Source organism: Pseudomonas putida (genome assembly GCF_005080685.1).
In the GTDB taxonomy this organism is placed as follows: domain Bacteria; phylum Pseudomonadota; class Gammaproteobacteria; order Pseudomonadales; family Pseudomonadaceae; genus Aquipseudomonas; species Aquipseudomonas putida_V.
Genome location: NZ_CP039371.1, coordinates 3,038,133 through 3,053,740 on the forward strand (window position 1 = coordinate 3,038,133; position 15,608 = coordinate 3,053,740).

Below are 15,608 nucleotides of genomic sequence, written 5' to 3' on the forward strand. Positions count from 1 at the left end.
GAGCGGAGAGCGCCGAATGATCGACCATCTGGACCACCTTGTACTGACCACCACCGATCTTCACGCCTGCAAGGACTTCTACGTGCGGGTGATGGGCATGCAGCTGGAAACCTTTGGCGCCGGGCGCCTGGCCTTTCGTTTTGGCAACCAGAAAATCAACATCCATGAGCGGGGGCGGGAGTTTGAGCCCAAGGCTCATCTGCCGGTGCCGGGCGCGCTGGATCTGTGTTTCATCGCCAGCATGGAGCTGGAGCAGGTCATCGCTCATTTGCAAGCGCAGCAATGGCCAATCGTCGAAGGACCGGTCCAGCGTACCGGTGCCACTGGGCCGATCCGTTCGGTGTACGTGCGGGATCCGGATTTGAATCTGATCGAGATTTCCGAACGGCTTTGATTGGCGGTGTATCTGCACCGGCCCTTCGCCGGCAAGCCGGCTCCTACAGAGCCAGGCTAAATCAATGAGTCATGTTTTGTAGCGCCAGCAACACACCCATCCCCACGGCCAGGGTCAGCAGCGTGCTACGCGTGCGCCATGCCACCAGCGCCGCGACGATCGCCGCCGGGATCTGCGGATTGCTCCAGTCCAACCCGGCGTCCCGGTGTTCGTACATCACCGCTGGCAGCACCAGCGCTGCCAGCACGCTGGCCGGCACGTAGGCCAACGCCCGGCGGAACCACGGCGGCATGCGCAAGACAGCATGAAACTCGATGAACGACAGGCGCAGGACAAAGGTACCCAGGCCGATCAATGCAAAGGTGATCCATTGGGTCATGTCGCTCATGGTGCCTCCGCTTCGACGTCATCGCGTGGGGTGACCTGCGTGCCCTTGCCCAGGCGCTCCAGGGCCAACCCGCAGAGCACTCCGCCCAACGAAGCCACCAACAGACCGAGGTTGTACGGCAGGTCGATGGCCAATACCGCCAGCACGCCGCCGACCACGGCAGCGCCGAGCGTGGCCGGGCTGCGGATGCTGGGTACGAGCAGCGCCAAAAACGACAGGGGTATGGCAAAGCCCAGAGACCAGGAGTCGGGGATGCCCGTGCCGAGGAACACCCCGGCCAGCACGGAGAGGTTCCAGCCTAGCCACAGGGTGATCGCCGTGCCCGCATAGTAGGGGACGGCATGCTGCCCCAGTTCGCCCGAACTCATTTTCAGGCTGCACAAGGCGAACGACTGGTCCGACAGCAGATAGGCCATGGGCCAGGTGCGCCGGCGCGGCTGGGCGCTCAAGCCCGGTGCGAGGGCTGCGCTGTACATCAGGAAACGCAGGTTGATGACCAGTGCGGTCACCACCATGGTCAAAGGCAGGGCGCCGTTCTGCATCAGCTGCATCACCACCATTTGCGCGGAGCCCGAATAGAACAGGAAGGTCATGCCCAGGGCGTCGAAGGGCGACATGCCCATCTCGATCGCAGTCACGCCCGTGATCAGGCCAAACGGCACGACGCCGGTGGTCAATGGGAGACAGCTGTGCACGCCCTGGACGAACGCGTGCTTCCCACTTCGATAATGCATGTGGATTCCTTGGCAGTTGAAAGCTGAGGCGGCGGGCGCCGCCTGCTGGCCAGATCAAGGTAAGAGCGCCACCTATTGGTAACAACAGAGTTTTCTGGAATATTAGGCCTAAAAAAAATAGGCCTGAATCCATGTCGCTCGATGCACCTACCCGTCATACCCTTCAACTCAACGCGCTGCGTGCTTTCGAGGCTTCTGCGCGCCTGGGCGGCTTTGCCCGTGCGGCCCATGAGCTGAAGGTCACGCCTGGCGCTATCGCTGCGTTGATCAAGACCCTGGAAAGCCAATACGGCGCGGCGCTGTTCGAGCGACACGCCAAGGGTGTACGGCTGACGGCCCTGGGCGAGAGCGTGAAAGGGCAGTTCACCGCAGCATTCGATGCGGTGGAAGAAGCGGCCCGCACGCTACGCCGGCTGGCCGCGCCGCAGCGGGTACACATCGTCACCTCGCCTGCGCTGGCGCAACTGTGGATCGGCCCGCGCTTGCCGCGCCTCACTGAAATGCTCGCGCCGATCGAGATTTCGGTAACCGCGGTCGACGAGGCGCCCAACCTCAAGCGCAGTCCGTTCGATTTGTGCGTGTTCTACACCGAGCGTCTGGAGCGAGGCCAGCGCCTGCTGGCCGAGGAAGAGGTCTTGCCGGTGTGCGTGCCGGCCTTGGCCGAGCGGATCGCCACGCTGCACGACCTGGCCAACGTACGCTGCATCAAGTCGGTTGGTTGGGACGACTGGGACGCCTGGTCGGCCGTGACCATGCCCGACGCTGGCTTCGTCGCCCAGGGCCCTGGGTTTTCGTTGTACGCGATAGCGGTGCAGCAGGCGCTGCTCGGGGCAGGCGTGCTGATGGGACGCAGGAGCTTGGTGCAACCCCATCTCGACAGCGGGGAACTGCTGGCCCCGCTGCTCCAGGCTGTGCCGCTGGGCGTCAGTATCGCCGCCTGGCGCCTGTCCGGGGCGGCGGGTAACCAGAGTGTCGCCGCCGTGGAGCAGGCGTTGAGGCAGTTGGCTTGAGGCGCTGCCTGACTGGATCACGCGATCTTGCGATCGTCGGGGATGCCCCAGAGGATCACGCCGACACAGATCAGGCAGAAGGGCGCCAGGGCCAGCATGCCTAGGTAGGTATTACCGGTAACGTCGTTGATGTAGCCGACCAGCAGCGGGGCGACCATGCCACTGAGCTGGCCGACCGTGTTGATGGCAGCGATGCCTCCGGCAATCGCCAGTCCGGCGAAGGCTTTTTGCGGGATGGTCCAGAAAATCGGAATGGCGATGAATACCCCGGCGGTGGCCAGCACCAGGAATGCGGTCAGCAGGTAGTGGTTGCCATTGAAGAAGCAAGCGGCGAAATAGCCCACGCCGCCCACCAGCATGCATTGCCAGAGGTAACGCTTACGCTCGCCGGTGGCATCGGAGCGGCGGGTGACCACCACCATGCCCAGCGCCGCGACCAGATACGGCAATGCCGTGAGCAGGCCGACGGCCATCTGGTTATGCACGCCGGCTGAACCGATCAGGTGCGGCATCCAGAAATTGAGCCCGTAGCCGGTGAGTTTGATCATGAAGTAGATGGCCGAGAGGATCGCCACTTCGCGCGTGAGAATGACCTTGAGCAACGAAGCCTGGATCGGCTTGGCGTCCTGCTTGTCGTTGTCGAGGTTGCGTTGCAGCAGGTCTTTTTCCGGCTGGGTGAGCCATTTCGCCGACTGGATGTCGCGGTCGAGCTTGAACAGCACCACCACGCCGAGCACTGCGCAAGGCAGCCCGGAGAGCACGAACAACCAGTGCCAACCGGCAAGCCCCAGGAAGCCGTTCATGTACTCGAGGATGACGCCTGACACCGGCGCCCCGAGCACGCCCGACAGGGGAATGGACAGGAACCACAGGCCGTTCATGCTGGCGAGGTTCTTCTTCGGGAACCAGCAGGCGAGGTAGAACAGCAGCGCGGGGCCAAAACCGGCTTCCATCACACCGATCAGGAAACGCAGGAAGTACAGGGTGTACTCGTTGTAGGCGAACACCAGGCAGGCGGTGGCGATGCCCCAACTGACCATGATCCGGCAGATCCAGCTTGGCGCTCCGTATTTCTTCAGGCCATAGCTGCTCGGTACTTCGAACATCACGTAACCGAAAAAGAAAATGCTGGCGGCGAAGCCATAGGCGGCATCGCTCAGGCCAAGCTCGGCCTGCATCTGGGTCTTGGCGAAACTGATGTTGATGCGGTCGAAGTACGAGAACAAAAAGCAGACGATCGTCAACGGCAGGATGCGCCAGGCAATGCGCCGGTAAAGCAACAGCTCCTGTACATCCGAAGCGACGTGCGTCGCCCCTTGGGTCAAGGTAGCCATACGCGTTCTCCATAATTGTATTTGTCGGAGATGGGGTTGGCTGGTGGTGCCACCAGCCGCTGTTTTACAGTTGACGCTTGCTGAGCAGCACGCCGTCCTCGTCGGCGTATAGCCAATCACCGGGATGCAGGACGGTGTCGCCAATGCTCAGCGGTACAGCGCTGCATCCGCCTTGTTGGTTTTTCGATCGCTGCGGCCAGGCACCGGCAGCGAGCACTGGTAATGGCAGAGCAGCCAGGGCCTGGCAGTCCCTGACGTTGCCGTTGATGAAAATGCCGGCCCAGCCACTGGCCAGGGCTTTTTTGGCCAGGTTGTCGCCCAGCAAGGCGGCCGGATCGCCACCGCCATCGATCACCAGTACCCGCGACCGACCTGGCTGGGCCAGCAGTTCACGCAACTCAGCGTTGCAACCTCTGGCCTCAAGCGTAGCAATCGGTCCGGCAAGGTAACGTACCTGGCCGAACCAGCGCCAGGCTCCGCGCAGGATGCGGACCTCTGCAGGGTGCAGGTCGCATAGGTCGGCAATGCCCGTCATGCCAGCTCTGCTTCAGCGGCGAAGTCAGCCTGCAGCGCCTCGAAGCTCGCCAGCCGCCCCAGCAATGCACTGGCCACCACGGTGTACGGACTCGCCAGCCAAACCTGCCCAGGCCCCGAGCGGCCCGGGAAGTTGCGGTTGATGGCGCTGACGGTGACTTGCTCGGCATGGGTCGACGAACCGGGGCCACAGTTCGCGCAGGCACCACAACCGGGCATGATCAACTCGACACCGGCCTGCTCGAAGGTGTCCAGGTAACCGCGCTGCTGGCAGTAATCCCGCACGGCGAGGGTGCCGAATTGCAGGTACAACCGGGTGTGTTCGGCGATCCGCAAGCCGCGGGCCAGGCCCCAGGCCAGCACTTCGTGGTAGTAGTCGAAATCTTCACGCTTGCCTGCGGTACAGGAGCCGCCGTAGGCGATATCGACAGGCACCGGCTGCTCGAGGTCATCGAGGGCGATGCCGTTGCCGGGGTCGCCTGGCGCTGCCACCAGCGCGGACAGTGCCGCACAGTCGATGACGATGCGCTCCTTGTAATGCGCGTCCGGATCGCTGAACAACCAGTCTTCCAGTTCGATCTCGATACCCCGGCGCTCACGGATGAATGCCACGGCCCTCTGGTCGGGGATGACGATGCCGGTGAAACCGCCCAGTTCGGCGACCATGTTGGTCAGCGTGGCGCGCTCGTCGATCGACAATGCCGACACTGCTTCGCCTGTGTACTCGAACACTGCACCAATCGCCTGACCCTGTCGGATTGGCTCGCTGCGCAGCAGTTCGAGGACGATGTCCTTGGCGGTCACGCCGGGGCGCAAGCGGCCCTTGAGCTCGACCTTGATCACTTCCGGCATGCGGCAGCGGATGAAGCCAGTCGCCCAGCTGTTGGCGATGTCGGTGGCACCGGCGCCGAAGGCCAGGCAGCCCAACGCGCCGGAGTGCGGGGTGTGCGAATCGGTGCCGACCACCACCTGGCCGGGCAGGGCGTACTTCTCGGTCAACAGGGCGTGGCAGATGCCTTCCGAGCCGCTTTGGCCGGCCAGCGCGCCATGGGCCAGCACCGGGTAGCGGCGGACGAAGGCGTCATGGGCCGAGGCCAGGCCACCGACTGCCGCCAGCAGGTTGTCACGTACGTGGGGGTAGCTCTGGTCGGCGAGGATCAGGTGGTCCTGGAAGGCGATGATCTGCTCTGGCCGGGCCAGTTCGAGATCCTCGCCGAACGCGCCGTGCATCAGGTGCGCGCACATGCCGGTGAAGTAGTCATGGCTGAAGCGCCAGTCGGCAGAGAGGAACACGCCGTCGCCTGGGTGCAGATCGCCCTGCGGAGCAACGCAGCGGCGCTCGATGATTTTCTCCACCAGGGTCATCGGCCGGCGCAGATCGACGAGCGAATTGAACACCTTGGCCGGTTGCTTGGGCAGGTGCTGCTGGCTGTAGGGCAGCAGACCACCGGCGCGGATGACTTGCTGGGTGATCGCGTCGCGGCCGACCAGGAATTCGTCGAGGTCGATGGCCTCGCCGGCGCGGATGCGCTCGATCAAGGAAAAATCGGTGGAGGTGTAGATGCCGATGTTGTCGCAGTTCTGCCGGTAGATCCGCTCGAAACTCTCGGCAATGATCAGGCGGATGCCCGCGGACTTTTCCGCCAATGGGCTGGACTCGCGCGAGGAACCCTTGCCGTAGCGCTTGCCGGCAACGGTGATCTCGAAGCCGCCATGCTTGATCGCGTCGTTGCCAATCGGCAGTTTGCCTTCGGTCTTGAAACCGACGTAGGGGTAGGTGCCCAGGCGTTCGTCGTAGGTCATCATGATGACGACCGGGGTGATTTCATCGGTGGAAATGTTGTCGCGCAGTGGCAGTGCTGCCGGCAAGGCCAGGTCCTGGCCTGCGATCTGGCGTTGCACTGCGTCGCTGTCGCAGGATAAAAACAGGAAGCGGCCAGCAAAGCGTATTTTTCTTGTCATGATCATCTCCTCAACGGGGACCATGATAGGGAGCTACGCCGCAGGCTTGCCGCGATCATTCTTCTGGCCTGCCACGATAAAAATTCCGGTTACCTATGCACACCACCTGGCGTTACGACCCCACCACCCTCCGCCTGTTCATCGCCACCTGCGAGGAGGGCAGCTTCGCCAAAGCCGCAGAGCGCGAAAACATGGGCGCCTCGGCAGTGAGCAAGCGCATCGCAGAGCTCGAAGAAGCGGTCGGCGCGCCGCTGTTGTACCGCTATAACAAGGGCGTACGGCCTACCCCGGCCGGCCACTGCCTGCTCGAACATGCCCAGCGCCTGCTCACCGAACTGTTGAAGATGAGCGCTGACCTTTCGCAGTTCAGCCGTGGCGAACGCGGCCATGTGCGCATCCATGCCAACCGCTCGAGCATCATTCAGTTTCTCCCCGATGACCTGAACAGCTTTCTTGCCGCGCACCCGCAGGTGGACGTCGACCTCGAGGAGCGTACCAGCGAGCAGGTGGTGGAAAACGTGCAGGCCAACCTTTGCGACCTGGGCATCGGCGCGGGCTTGGACGGGGCGGCGCAGCTGGGGCTGACCGTGCAGGACTATCGCCTGGATCGCCTGGCCCTGGTGGTCAGGGAAGACCATCCACTGGCGACGCGCACTCGCATCGGTTTCGCCGAGAGCCTGGCCTACAGGCACATCGCCTTGCACCGCGACAGCCCCCTGTACCAGACCCTCGACAAGGCTGCGCGAGCGGCCCAGGCGTCGATCGACTATGGCGTGCATCTGCAGAGCTTCGATGCCGTGTGCAGGATGATCCAGGGGGGGCTTGGCATTGCCGTCATCCCCGACCAGGCAATCTGCGGCTCGCCGGACGGGCCAGCGTTGGTGACGGTGCCACTGCAGGATGCGTGGGCCAGCAGGCAGTTCCAGGTGGTTGCGCAGCCAGCCTCGATGCTCAGTGCCACCGCCAAGAGTTTCCTGGCCTTCCTCAAGGCCAATGACCAGCGGGCGCTATAGCTCGCCTGCCGACATGGCGAATTGCTGGAAGGCATTCGCCACCGCACTCAACGGCTCGTCGGCCGACCAGATCAGGCCGAGTTCCATCGGCGGGATCGCATCGAGGATGGGGCGCGCCTCGATCTTGCGCCCTTCCAGCGACCAGGGTCGATAGAGCATGTCCGACAGGATGGTCACGCCAAAACCGTGCGCGACCAGCCCGCGCAGCGCCTCCATCGACGAAGTGCGGAAGGCGACCCGCGGCTCCAGCCCGGCGCTGCGCCAATAGCGCAGCGCCGAGGTCTCGCCTTCGTCGACAGTGGCCAGGATGTAGGCGTGTTCTGCGATATCGGCCAGGGAAATAGCCTGGGCGCCGATCAAAGGGTGTTCGCTGGCCAGCCACAACTGGCGCCGCGAACGCATCAGTACATGCCGCTCGAAGTGCTGGGCGAGGTCGGCGTTCGAAACGATGGTCAGGCCCAGGTCGAGCGAGCCTTGCGCTACCCCGTGTTCGATGGCCTGTCGGTCCATGTCCAGCAGGTCTATTTCGACCTGCGGGTAACTGCGTTTGAAGCGAGCGAGCAGGGTCGGCAGGTAGTAGCCCAGCACCGTGTACGACGCGCCGATGCGCACGGTGCCGTGCAGCGCATGGCTGAGGAACGATGGCTGGGCGACCGCATCCTGGAGCGTGTCGAGAATGTGCCGGGCATGCTGGTGGAATTTGTGACCCTCGGCGGTCAGGCGCACCCCGTGGGGCTGGCGTTCGAACAACTGGACCCCGAGCAGACCCTCGAGCTGGCCCACCGCCGTGGTGATCGCCGACTGCGACACATGCACCTTGAGCGCTGCCTGCGAAAACTGCCCCTGTTCGGCTGCGGCCACGAAATAGCGCAACTGGCGCATGGATATATCGATGCGAGGTGACATTGGTTTTTCAGATACCTGTTCCTTGTTTTTATAAATTTACGATACCGGACCCGGTTCATAGACTCCAGACAAAACCGGACAGCCGCGCCTCGACGCTGCCCGCACAACAAGACTGGAGGTTTTTCCGTGAGCCAACCGACCCCCTCGCTGGACGACAAGTACACCCAGGACACTGGCAAGGCCCTGATGACCGGCATCCAGGCGCTGGTTCGCCTGCCGATGATGCAGCGTCTGAAGGACAAGGCCGCGGGCCTTGATACTGCCGGCTTCGTCACCGGCTACCGTGGCTCGCCACTGGGTGGTTTCGACCAGGCGCTGTGGAAAGCCCGCGACCACCTCAAGGCGCAGAACATCAAGTTCCACCCTGGCCTCAACGAAGACCTGGCGGCCACCTCGGTGTGGGGTACGCAGCAGGTCAACCTGTTCGAGGGGGCGAGTTACGACGGGGTATTTGGCATCTGGTACGGCAAGGGCCCGGGTGTGGACCGCTGCGGTGACGTGTTCCGCCATGCCAATGCCGCAGGCACCTCGCGATTTGGCGGGGTGTTGGCCATCGCCGGTGACGATCACGGGGCGCGCTCGTCGTCCTTGCCGCACCAGACCGAGCATATCTTCAAGGCCGTGATGATGCCGGTCCTGGCGCCGGCTGGCGTGCAGGAGTATCTCGACTACGGCCTGCATGGGTTCGCCATGTCACGCTACTGCGGATGCTGGGTGGCCATGAAGGCCGTGGCCGATACGGTGGAGAGCGGTGCGGTGGTGGACCTCGATCTGCATCGGGTCAACCCGATCATTCCGGACTTTCCGCTGCCGCCGGGCGGCCTCAACATCCGCTGGCCAGACCCGCCCCTGGCCCAGGAAAAACGCCTGCTGGAGCACAAGCTTTACGCAGCGGCCGCTTACGCCCGCGCCAATGGCCTGGACCGCGTGGTGATGGATACCAAGGACGCGCGTATCGGCATCGTTACCTCGGGCAAATCGTACCTGGATGTGTGTCAGGCATTGAAGATACTTGGCATCGACGAGGTGCGTGCGGCGCAGATCGGCCTGCGCGTGTACAAGGTCGGCATGGTCTGGCCGCTGGATGCCGAAGGCGTGCGGCAGTTCGCCGAGGGCCTCGACGAGATCATCGTGGTCGAAGAAAAACGCCACATGCTCGAGTACCAGCTCAAGGAGGAATTGTACAACTGGCGCGAAAATGTACGCCCGCGTATCGTCGGCAAGTTCGACGACAAGGGCGAGTGGACCAGGCCGCATACCGACTGGCTGCTGCCCGCCACCAGCGACCTCACGCCAGCGCAGATCGCCCGCGCCATCGCCAAGCGGATCCTGCGCTACAAGCCCATGGGTGAGTTGCAGGTAGCCCTGGCGGTGCTGGAGGCGCAATGCCAGGCCCAGCACGGATTCGACACGCTGATGGAGCGTGCGCCGCACTACTGCTCCGGTTGCCCGCACAACAGTTCGACCAAGGTGCCGCACGGTAGTCGCGCCTTGGCAGGCATCGGTTGCCATTACATGGCCGCGTGGATCTACCCGCAAACCCAGACCTTCAGCCAGATGGGCGGGGAAGGGGTGGCATGGATCGGCCAGGCGCCGTTCACCACGACCGCGCATGTGTTCGCCAATCTCGGCGATGGCACGTACTTCCATTCCGGATTGCTGGCCATCCGCGCCTCGGTCGCGGCCAAGGTGCCGATCACCTACAAGATCCTCTACAACGATGCCGTGGCGATGACCGGTGGGCAGCCAGTCGATGGCACGTTGACGGTGCCGCAGATTTCCCGCCAGCTGGCGGCCGAGGGGGTGGCCAAGGTCGTGGTGGTGAGCGACGATCCCGAGCGCTATACCAACATCAGCGATCTCGCGCCCGGCGTGCCGGTGCTACACCGCGACAGGATGGACGAGGTGCAACGCACGCTACGCGAATTCGACGGCGTATCGGCGATCATCTACGACCAGACCTGCGCTGCCGAGAAGCGTCGCCGGCGCAAGCGCGGCAAGTTCGCCGACCCGGCCCGGCGAGTGCTGATCAACGAGGCGGTGTGCGAGGGCTGCGGCGATTGCAGCAGCCAGTCCAACTGCATGTCGGTGACCAGCGTCGAAACCGAACTTGGTAGCAAGCGCCGGATCGACCAGTCGTCCTGCAACAAGGACTTCACCTGCCTGGAGGGTTTCTGCCCCAGTTTCGTCACGATCGAGGGAGGTGCGTTGAAGAAGCCTGGGGCCCTCGGCGATGATGGCACTGAGCAATGGGTGCTGCCGACGCCTGTGGTGGCACCGCTGGATCAGCCCTACAGCATCCTCGTCACTGGCGTCGGCGGCACGGGCGTGGTGACCGTCGGCGCCTTGCTGGGCATGGCCGCTTTCCTCGAAGGCAAGGGCACGCTGAACCTGGACATGGCCGGCATGGCACAGAAAGGCGGCGCGGTGTGGTCGCATGTGCGCATCGCCGCTCACCAGCAAGACCTGCATGCCCCGCGCATTGCCGAAGGTGAAGCCGATCTGTTGCTGGGTTGCGACCTGGTGGTGAGTGCCAACCCCGAGACCCTGGCCAAGTTGCGCCAAGGCGTGACCCACGCGTTGGTCAATTGCGAGGAAAGCCTGACCGGCGCATTCGTGCGCCAGTTCGCCGCCCAGGCCGAGAGCGGCGATATCGGCCAACACCCCGACCCGCGTTTTCGAACCGATGAAATGACCGCGCTGATCAGCGATGCCGTGGGTGAGCAGAGGGCGGTGTTCCTGGAAGGCTCGAAGCTGGCCACCGCGCTGATGGGCGACTCGATCGCCACCAATACCTTCATGCTCGGCTACGCCTGTCAGCAGGGCTTGCTGCCGGTGAGCGAGGCTTCGTTGTTGCAGGCCATCGAACTTAACGGCACGGCGGTCGCTTTCAACAAATCCGCTTTCCTCTGGGGCCGACGCACCGCAGTGGATCTGGCACGGGTGGAGGCCAAGCTGGTCCGAGGCACCCAAATGGAGCGGCGCTGCCAGGGGCTGGAAGAAGTGGTACGCCACCGCGTGGATCAGTTGACCCGCTACCATGATGCCGCATACGCCCAGGGTTACCAAAGGCGTGTGGATGCCTTCGCCCAGGCCGAAGCCCGCCTGTATGGCCAGCCGGGGGCGCTGAGCGAAGCGGTTGCCCGGCACTATTACAAGGCCCTGGCGATCAAGGACGAGTACGAAGTGGCCAGGCTCTACAGCGATGGCACGTTCCTGGCCCAGGTCGCCAGCCAGTTCGAGGGCGACTACAAGGTCCACTTCCACTTGGCGCCGCCGCTGCTCAAGCGCGCCGGTGTGAAACCACGCAAATCCAGCTATGGCCCGTGGATGCAACTGGGCTTCAAATACCTGGCGCGGATGAAGCGCTTGCGCAATACCTGGCTCGATCCGTTCGGGCGTACGGCCGAGCGCAAAGTGGAACTCGCCTGGCTGGCCGAGTACGAGGCGCTGCTTGATGAGTTGTTGCGAGGGCTGAATGCCGAAAACCGCGATCTGGCCGTGCGCATTGCGTCGATTGCCGATGGCGTACGCGGGTATGGCGCGGTCAAGGACCGGTACCTCGCTGGTGCCAGGCGCGCGCTGGGGCCACTGCTGCAGGCTTGGCGAAATGGCGAGGTGCAGTGGGGCGAGGTCGGGGGGAGTGGGCGGCGGATTGAGGCTGTGGAGCTTTGAGGTGTGCGCACGATATTGGCCCCCCTAGAAAACCATAGCGCACGCGGTGCTCACCCCACCGCGCGCTCCCTGCGCATCTGCGTCACCAAGGTAAAACGATCATCCGGGTGCACCGTCTCGGAGACCGCCATCAGCGCGCCTTGGTCATCCCGGTAGTGGCGCAGGATCTTCAACCCCGGCGCCCCCGCTTCAGCCTTGAGCAGTCGCGCCATCTCAGGTGCTATCAATACCGCACGCACCTGTTGGTCGACCACGTCGATCGCGCGGCCGAAACGCTGCTCGATCAGACTGGCAATCAACTGGTCGGGATGTTCGCGGGCCAGGTCGATGACCTCGGCATAGTCACGCTGGGCATAGACATCGGTCCAGCACAGCGGCGCTGCACCGTGCTGGCGATCGACGCGGATGCTCGACACACAGAAATAGTGCTCACCCGGAACCAGCCCGAGGCGTGCCGCCTCGCTCAGGTCGGCGACGAAATGCCGGACCTCCTGAATCTCTCGCTGCTGGGTTTCGGCCAGATGCGCAAGGTCGGCGACCGTCGCCAACGATTGCGAGTAACCGCCACGCGGGCTGCTGGCTTCCACCCGGGTACCGACCCGCTTGCGCCGCGATACCAGCCCCTGGTTGAGCAACTGGTTGATCGCCGCCCGCACCGTGTGCCGGCTCACTTCGTATAGGTCGCACAGCTCGAACTCGGTAGGTAGCAGGCTGCCGACCGGGTAACGGCCACTGGCTATGCCTTCCATCAGGTCCTTGGCCACCGCAGCGTAGCGCGTTTCGTTCATACCTTCGGTCAGTCCCGTCAATTGCATCGGTTGACAGTGTATCAGCGACAGGGCAAGAATTATGTACGGACATAAAAAATATGTACGTCCAAAAACAACATTTTCAGGACCTCCTGCCCATGTCTACCACCGTTTTCGATTCCACCCTGTTCCGCGACATGTTCGGCACCGCCGAGATGCGTGCGGTGTTTTCCGACAAGGCGCTCATCGAGCGCTACATCGAAGTGGAAGTGGCCCTGGCCAAGGCCGAGGCACGTTGTGGTGTCATCCCCCGTGAAGCCGCCGCGCAGATAGCCGAACTGTCGCGCTACGAGTCCCTGGACCTGGCGCTGATGCAGCATGAAACCGAAATCGTCGGCTACCCGATCCTGCCGCTGGTGGAGCAGCTTTCGAAGCTCTGCGGTGAAGCAGGCCGCTATGTGCATTGGGGGGCGACCACCCAGGACATCATGGACACTGCCGTCGTCCTGCAGGTGCGTGCCGCCCTGGCCCTGGTCGAGCGCGACATCCAGGCCGTGCGCGGCTTGCTCGCGGATTTGGCGCAGCGCTACCGCGACACGCCGATGGCCGGGCGCACCCACCTGCAGCACGCCTTGCCGATCACCTTCGGCTACAAGTGCGTGGTGTGGTTGAGCATGTTCGATCGCCACGCCGAACGGCTGGTGGAGCTGCGCCCACGGGTGGAGGTCGGCCAGTTCGCCGGTGCTGCCGGTACCCTGGCTTCGTTGGGAGACAAGGGCCTGGAGGTACAGGCCGCACTGATGCAGGAGCTAGGCCTTGGCGTACCGCAAGCCACCTGGCACGTCGCCCGTGACGGCCTGGCCGAAACCCTGAACTTCCTGGGCCTGGTCACCGCCTCGCTGGGCAAGGTGGCACTGGACATCATGATGATGATGACCAGCGAGCTCGGCGAAGCCTACGAGCCGTTCGTCAAGGGCCGCGGTGCCAGCAGCACCATGCCGCAGAAGCGCAACCCGATTTCCTGCGAGCTGATGTACGCCGCCGCCAAGGGCGTGCGCCAGCAGGCCGGATTGATGCTCGATGCGATGATCCAGGACTTCGAGCGCTCCACCGGCCCGTGGCAGGCCGAGTGGATCGCCATCCCCGAAGCCTTCGCCCTGACCGGCGCCTCGCTGGGCCAGGCGCGTTTCATGCTGGCTGGCCTGGATGTGCGCACCGAGCGCATGCGCAGGAACCTCGACATGACCCAAGGCCTGATCGTCGCCGAGGCAGTGATGATGGGGCTGGCCCCGGCGCTCGGTCGCCAGGTGGCTCACGATGTGGTCTATGCCGCCTGCCGCAGGGCCAACGACCAGGGCATCAGCTTGTTCGAAGCGTTGCAGGCCCAAGGTGAAGCCGCCGCGCAGCTGGACCTGGCGACTCTGGAGCAGCTTTGCGACCCGGCCAACTACCTGGGCCTCGCGCCGCAGATGGTCGACCAGGCCCTGGCCCGGCAGGGCGCCGTCGCCCGTTGATACGCCCGGGGCCTGGCATTGCTGGGCCCCGGTCTTCGCTTTCGACAAGAACAATGAGAACGCTACCATGGCTTCCACTACCAAAAAGCCGCTGTACAAGGACCTGACATTCCAGGTGCTGGCGGCGATGTTGCTGGGCATTGCCTTCGGATTCATCGCTCCCGAGCTCGCTGCCAAATTCAAGATCCTCGGGGATATCTTTCTCAAGCTGATCAAGACCGCCGTCGCGCCGTTGGTGTTCTTCACCGTGGTCCATGGCATCGCCTCGGCCGGTGATATCAAGCGCGTCGGCAAGGTCGGCTGGCGCGCACTGGTGTATTTCGAGCTGTTATCCACCCTGGCCCTGGCCTTGGGCCTGCTGTGGGGCAACCTGATCGGTATCGGTTCGGGCATGCACGGCGCCCACGCCAGCAGCGCTGCCTCGGCAGCAGCCAGCGCCGCGGTCGCCAAGGGGCACGCGCCAACTTCGACCCTGGACTTCATCTACAACATCTTCCCCGACAACTTCGTCGGCGCCTTCGCCGGTGGCCAGCTGTTGCAGGTACTGGTGATCGCGGTACTGTTCGGCTTTGCCCTGCTGGCCCTCAAGCACGAGCGCCGGGCGGTGATCGAGGAGGGCTTGAATCGCGTCTCGGAGTGCTTCTTCGAGTTCATCAACCTGATCATGAAGTTCGCGCCGCTCGGGGCTTTCGGCTCGGTAGCCTATGCCGTGGGCAGCAATGGCGCGGCAGTGCTGATGTCGCTGGCCAACCTGGTGCTGATGTTCTACCTGGCCGTGGCGTTCTTCCTGTTCGTGGTGCTGGGTGCGGTGTGCCGGCTGGCAGGGTTCAGCTTGTGGCGCTTCCTGGCCTACATCAAGGACGAGATCTTCATCGTGCTCGGCACTGCGTCGTCGGAAAGCGCGCTGCCACGCCTTTTGCAGAAGCTGGAGCGGTTCGGCTGCTCGAAGCAGAGCGTGGGCCTGGTGCTGCCGACCGGCTACGCCTTCAACCTCGATGGCACCTCGATCTACATGTCGATGTGCGTGCTGTTCATCGCCAATGCCTATGGCGTGCCGTTGGGCTGGGAGCAGCAGCTGGGCATCCTGGCGATCATGCTGGTGACATCCAAAGGTGCGGCGGCGGTTTCCGGCGGCAGCTTCGTGGTGTTCGCGGCCACCGTGACAGCCATTGGCGTGTTGCCGGTGGAAGGCCTGGCACTGCTGTTCGGTGTGTACCGCTTCATGTCCATGGCGGTGGCGACCTGCAACACCATCGGCAACAGCGTGGCGACCGTGGTGGTGGCCAAATGGGCGGGGGAGTTCACCGAAGAGAAGGCCCGCGAAGCTTATTCACAAACCTTGGGCCGCGCACCTGGTAGCGTGTTGTAAGGGAGGGCGCGGCGTCCAAAGCCCTA

The 15,608-nt window shown here is 63.8% G+C and carries 13 protein-coding genes; 6 read left to right on the forward strand and 7 right to left on the reverse strand.

Translation table 11 applies throughout. From position 1 onward, the window contains the following. Positions 1 to 16: 16 nt before the first annotated feature. Positions 17 to 394 (forward strand): VOC family protein, encoded by a 378-nt coding sequence (locus E6B08_RS14005; RefSeq protein ID WP_136914564.1) that lies wholly within the window; start codon positions 17 to 19, stop codon positions 392 to 394. A 61-nt stretch (positions 395 to 455) separates the two neighbouring features. Here the strand turns inward: E6B08_RS14005 and E6B08_RS14010 are convergent, their stop codons facing one another. Together E6B08_RS14010 and E6B08_RS14015 are read right to left on the reverse strand one after the other, a co-directional pair. Further along, positions 456 to 782, reverse strand: a complete 327-nt coding sequence (locus tag E6B08_RS14010) for an AzlD domain-containing protein (RefSeq protein WP_136914565.1) — start codon at positions 780 to 782, stop codon at positions 456 to 458. Next, on the reverse strand, positions 779 to 1,516 hold the full coding sequence (locus E6B08_RS14015; protein ID WP_136914566.1) for an AzlC family ABC transporter permease: 738 nt from the start codon (positions 1,514 to 1,516) through the stop codon (positions 779 to 781). Before E6B08_RS14015 ends, E6B08_RS14010 begins: the two co-directional genes overlap by 4 nt. A gap of 131 nt (positions 1,517 to 1,647) precedes the next feature. Here E6B08_RS14015 and E6B08_RS14020 point away from each other — a divergent pair, with 131 nt between their 5' ends. Continuing rightward, positions 1,648 to 2,526, forward strand: coding sequence for a LysR family transcriptional regulator (locus E6B08_RS14020; RefSeq protein WP_136914567.1), 879 nt, complete (start codon positions 1,648 to 1,650; stop codon positions 2,524 to 2,526). Positions 2,527 to 2,543: 17 nt separating this feature from the next. Here the strand turns inward: E6B08_RS14020 and E6B08_RS14025 are convergent, their stop codons facing one another. The 3 genes from E6B08_RS14025 to E6B08_RS14035 all read right to left on the reverse strand — a co-directional run bounded on the left by E6B08_RS14025 (position 2,544) and on the right by E6B08_RS14035 (position 6,356). Continuing rightward, positions 2,544 to 3,860 (reverse strand): MFS transporter, encoded by a 1,317-nt coding sequence (locus E6B08_RS14025; RefSeq protein WP_136914568.1) that lies wholly within the window; start codon positions 3,858 to 3,860, stop codon positions 2,544 to 2,546. A 64-nt stretch (positions 3,861 to 3,924) separates the two neighbouring features. Further along, positions 3,925 to 4,395 carry a ribonuclease E activity regulator RraA gene (gene rraA, locus E6B08_RS14030; RefSeq protein WP_136914569.1) on the reverse strand — a complete coding sequence of 157 codons (471 nt, stop codon included), beginning with the start codon at positions 4,393 to 4,395 and terminating at the stop codon, positions 3,925 to 3,927. Continuing rightward, complete coding sequence (locus E6B08_RS14035) at positions 4,392 to 6,356, reverse strand: aconitase family protein (protein WP_136914570.1); 1,965 nt, start codon at positions 6,354 to 6,356, stop codon at positions 4,392 to 4,394. The genes rraA and E6B08_RS14035 overlap by 4 nt, the downstream gene beginning before the upstream one ends. A gap of 95 nt (positions 6,357 to 6,451) precedes the next feature. Here E6B08_RS14035 and E6B08_RS14040 point away from each other — a divergent pair, with 95 nt between their 5' ends. Then, positions 6,452 to 7,369 (forward strand): LysR substrate-binding domain-containing protein, encoded by a 918-nt coding sequence (locus E6B08_RS14040; RefSeq protein WP_136914571.1) that lies wholly within the window; start codon positions 6,452 to 6,454, stop codon positions 7,367 to 7,369. Here the strand turns inward: E6B08_RS14040 and E6B08_RS14045 are convergent. After that, a complete protein-coding gene (locus E6B08_RS14045) occupies positions 7,364 to 8,275 on the reverse strand; it encodes a LysR substrate-binding domain-containing protein (protein WP_136914572.1) in 912 nt (303 codons plus the stop codon). The two genes, E6B08_RS14040 and E6B08_RS14045, sit on opposite strands and share 6 nt — an antisense overlap. Before the next feature lie 186 nt (positions 8,276 to 8,461). On the opposite strand from E6B08_RS14045, the gene E6B08_RS14050 reads away from it, so the two are divergent. Continuing rightward, positions 8,462 to 11,950 (forward strand): indolepyruvate ferredoxin oxidoreductase family protein, encoded by a 3,489-nt coding sequence (locus tag E6B08_RS14050; protein ID WP_238349357.1) that lies wholly within the window; start codon positions 8,462 to 8,464, stop codon positions 11,948 to 11,950. Between the two features lie 50 nt (positions 11,951 to 12,000). Here the strand turns inward: E6B08_RS14050 and E6B08_RS14055 are convergent, their stop codons facing one another. Next, positions 12,001 to 12,738 carry a GntR family transcriptional regulator gene (locus tag E6B08_RS14055; RefSeq protein WP_136914574.1) on the reverse strand — a complete coding sequence of 246 codons (738 nt, stop codon included), beginning with the start codon at positions 12,736 to 12,738 and terminating at the stop codon, positions 12,001 to 12,003. Positions 12,739 to 12,857: 119 nt separating this feature from the next. Here E6B08_RS14055 and E6B08_RS14060 point away from each other — a divergent pair, with 119 nt between their 5' ends. Both E6B08_RS14060 and E6B08_RS14065 read left to right on the forward strand, forming a co-directional pair. Continuing rightward, positions 12,858 to 14,213 (forward strand): class-II fumarase/aspartase family protein, encoded by a 1,356-nt coding sequence (locus E6B08_RS14060; RefSeq protein WP_136914575.1) that lies wholly within the window; start codon positions 12,858 to 12,860, stop codon positions 14,211 to 14,213. A 67-nt stretch (positions 14,214 to 14,280) separates the two neighbouring features. After that, complete coding sequence (locus E6B08_RS14065; protein WP_136914576.1) at positions 14,281 to 15,582, forward strand: cation:dicarboxylate symporter family transporter; 1,302 nt, start codon at positions 14,281 to 14,283, stop codon at positions 15,580 to 15,582. The last annotated feature ends 26 nt before the right edge of the window (positions 15,583 to 15,608 follow it).

What these genes read in the sequence shown, in the direction of transcription:
- E6B08_RS14005 (WP_136914564.1), top strand. Translation starts at nt 17, where the DNA reads ATGATCGACCATCTGGACCACCTTGTACTGACCACCACCGATCTTCAC.
- E6B08_RS14010 (WP_136914565.1), bottom strand. Translation starts at nt 782, where the DNA reads ATGAGCGACATGACCCAATGGATCACCTTTGCATTGATCGGCCTGGGT.
- E6B08_RS14015 (WP_136914566.1), bottom strand. Translation starts at nt 1,516, where the DNA reads ATGCATTATCGAAGTGGGAAGCACGCGTTCGTCCAGGGCGTGCACAGC.
- E6B08_RS14020 (WP_136914567.1), top strand. Translation starts at nt 1,648, where the DNA reads ATGTCGCTCGATGCACCTACCCGTCATACCCTTCAACTCAACGCGCTG.
- E6B08_RS14025 (WP_136914568.1), bottom strand. Translation starts at nt 3,860, where the DNA reads ATGGCTACCTTGACCCAAGGGGCGACGCACGTCGCTTCGGATGTACAG.
- rraA (WP_136914569.1), bottom strand. Translation starts at nt 4,395, where the DNA reads ATGACGGGCATTGCCGACCTATGCGACCTGCACCCTGCAGAGGTCCGC.
- E6B08_RS14035 (WP_136914570.1), bottom strand. Translation starts at nt 6,356, where the DNA reads ATGACAAGAAAAATACGCTTTGCTGGCCGCTTCCTGTTTTTATCCTGC.
- E6B08_RS14040 (WP_136914571.1), top strand. Translation starts at nt 6,452, where the DNA reads ATGCACACCACCTGGCGTTACGACCCCACCACCCTCCGCCTGTTCATC.
- E6B08_RS14045 (WP_136914572.1), bottom strand. Translation starts at nt 8,275, where the DNA reads ATGTCACCTCGCATCGATATATCCATGCGCCAGTTGCGCTATTTCGTG.
- E6B08_RS14050 (WP_238349357.1), top strand. Translation starts at nt 8,462, where the DNA reads ATGACCGGCATCCAGGCGCTGGTTCGCCTGCCGATGATGCAGCGTCTG.
- E6B08_RS14055 (WP_136914574.1), bottom strand. Translation starts at nt 12,738, where the DNA reads ATGAACGAAACGCGCTACGCTGCGGTGGCCAAGGACCTGATGGAAGGC.
- E6B08_RS14060 (WP_136914575.1), top strand. Translation starts at nt 12,858, where the DNA reads ATGTCTACCACCGTTTTCGATTCCACCCTGTTCCGCGACATGTTCGGC.
- E6B08_RS14065 (WP_136914576.1), top strand. Translation starts at nt 14,281, where the DNA reads ATGGCTTCCACTACCAAAAAGCCGCTGTACAAGGACCTGACATTCCAG.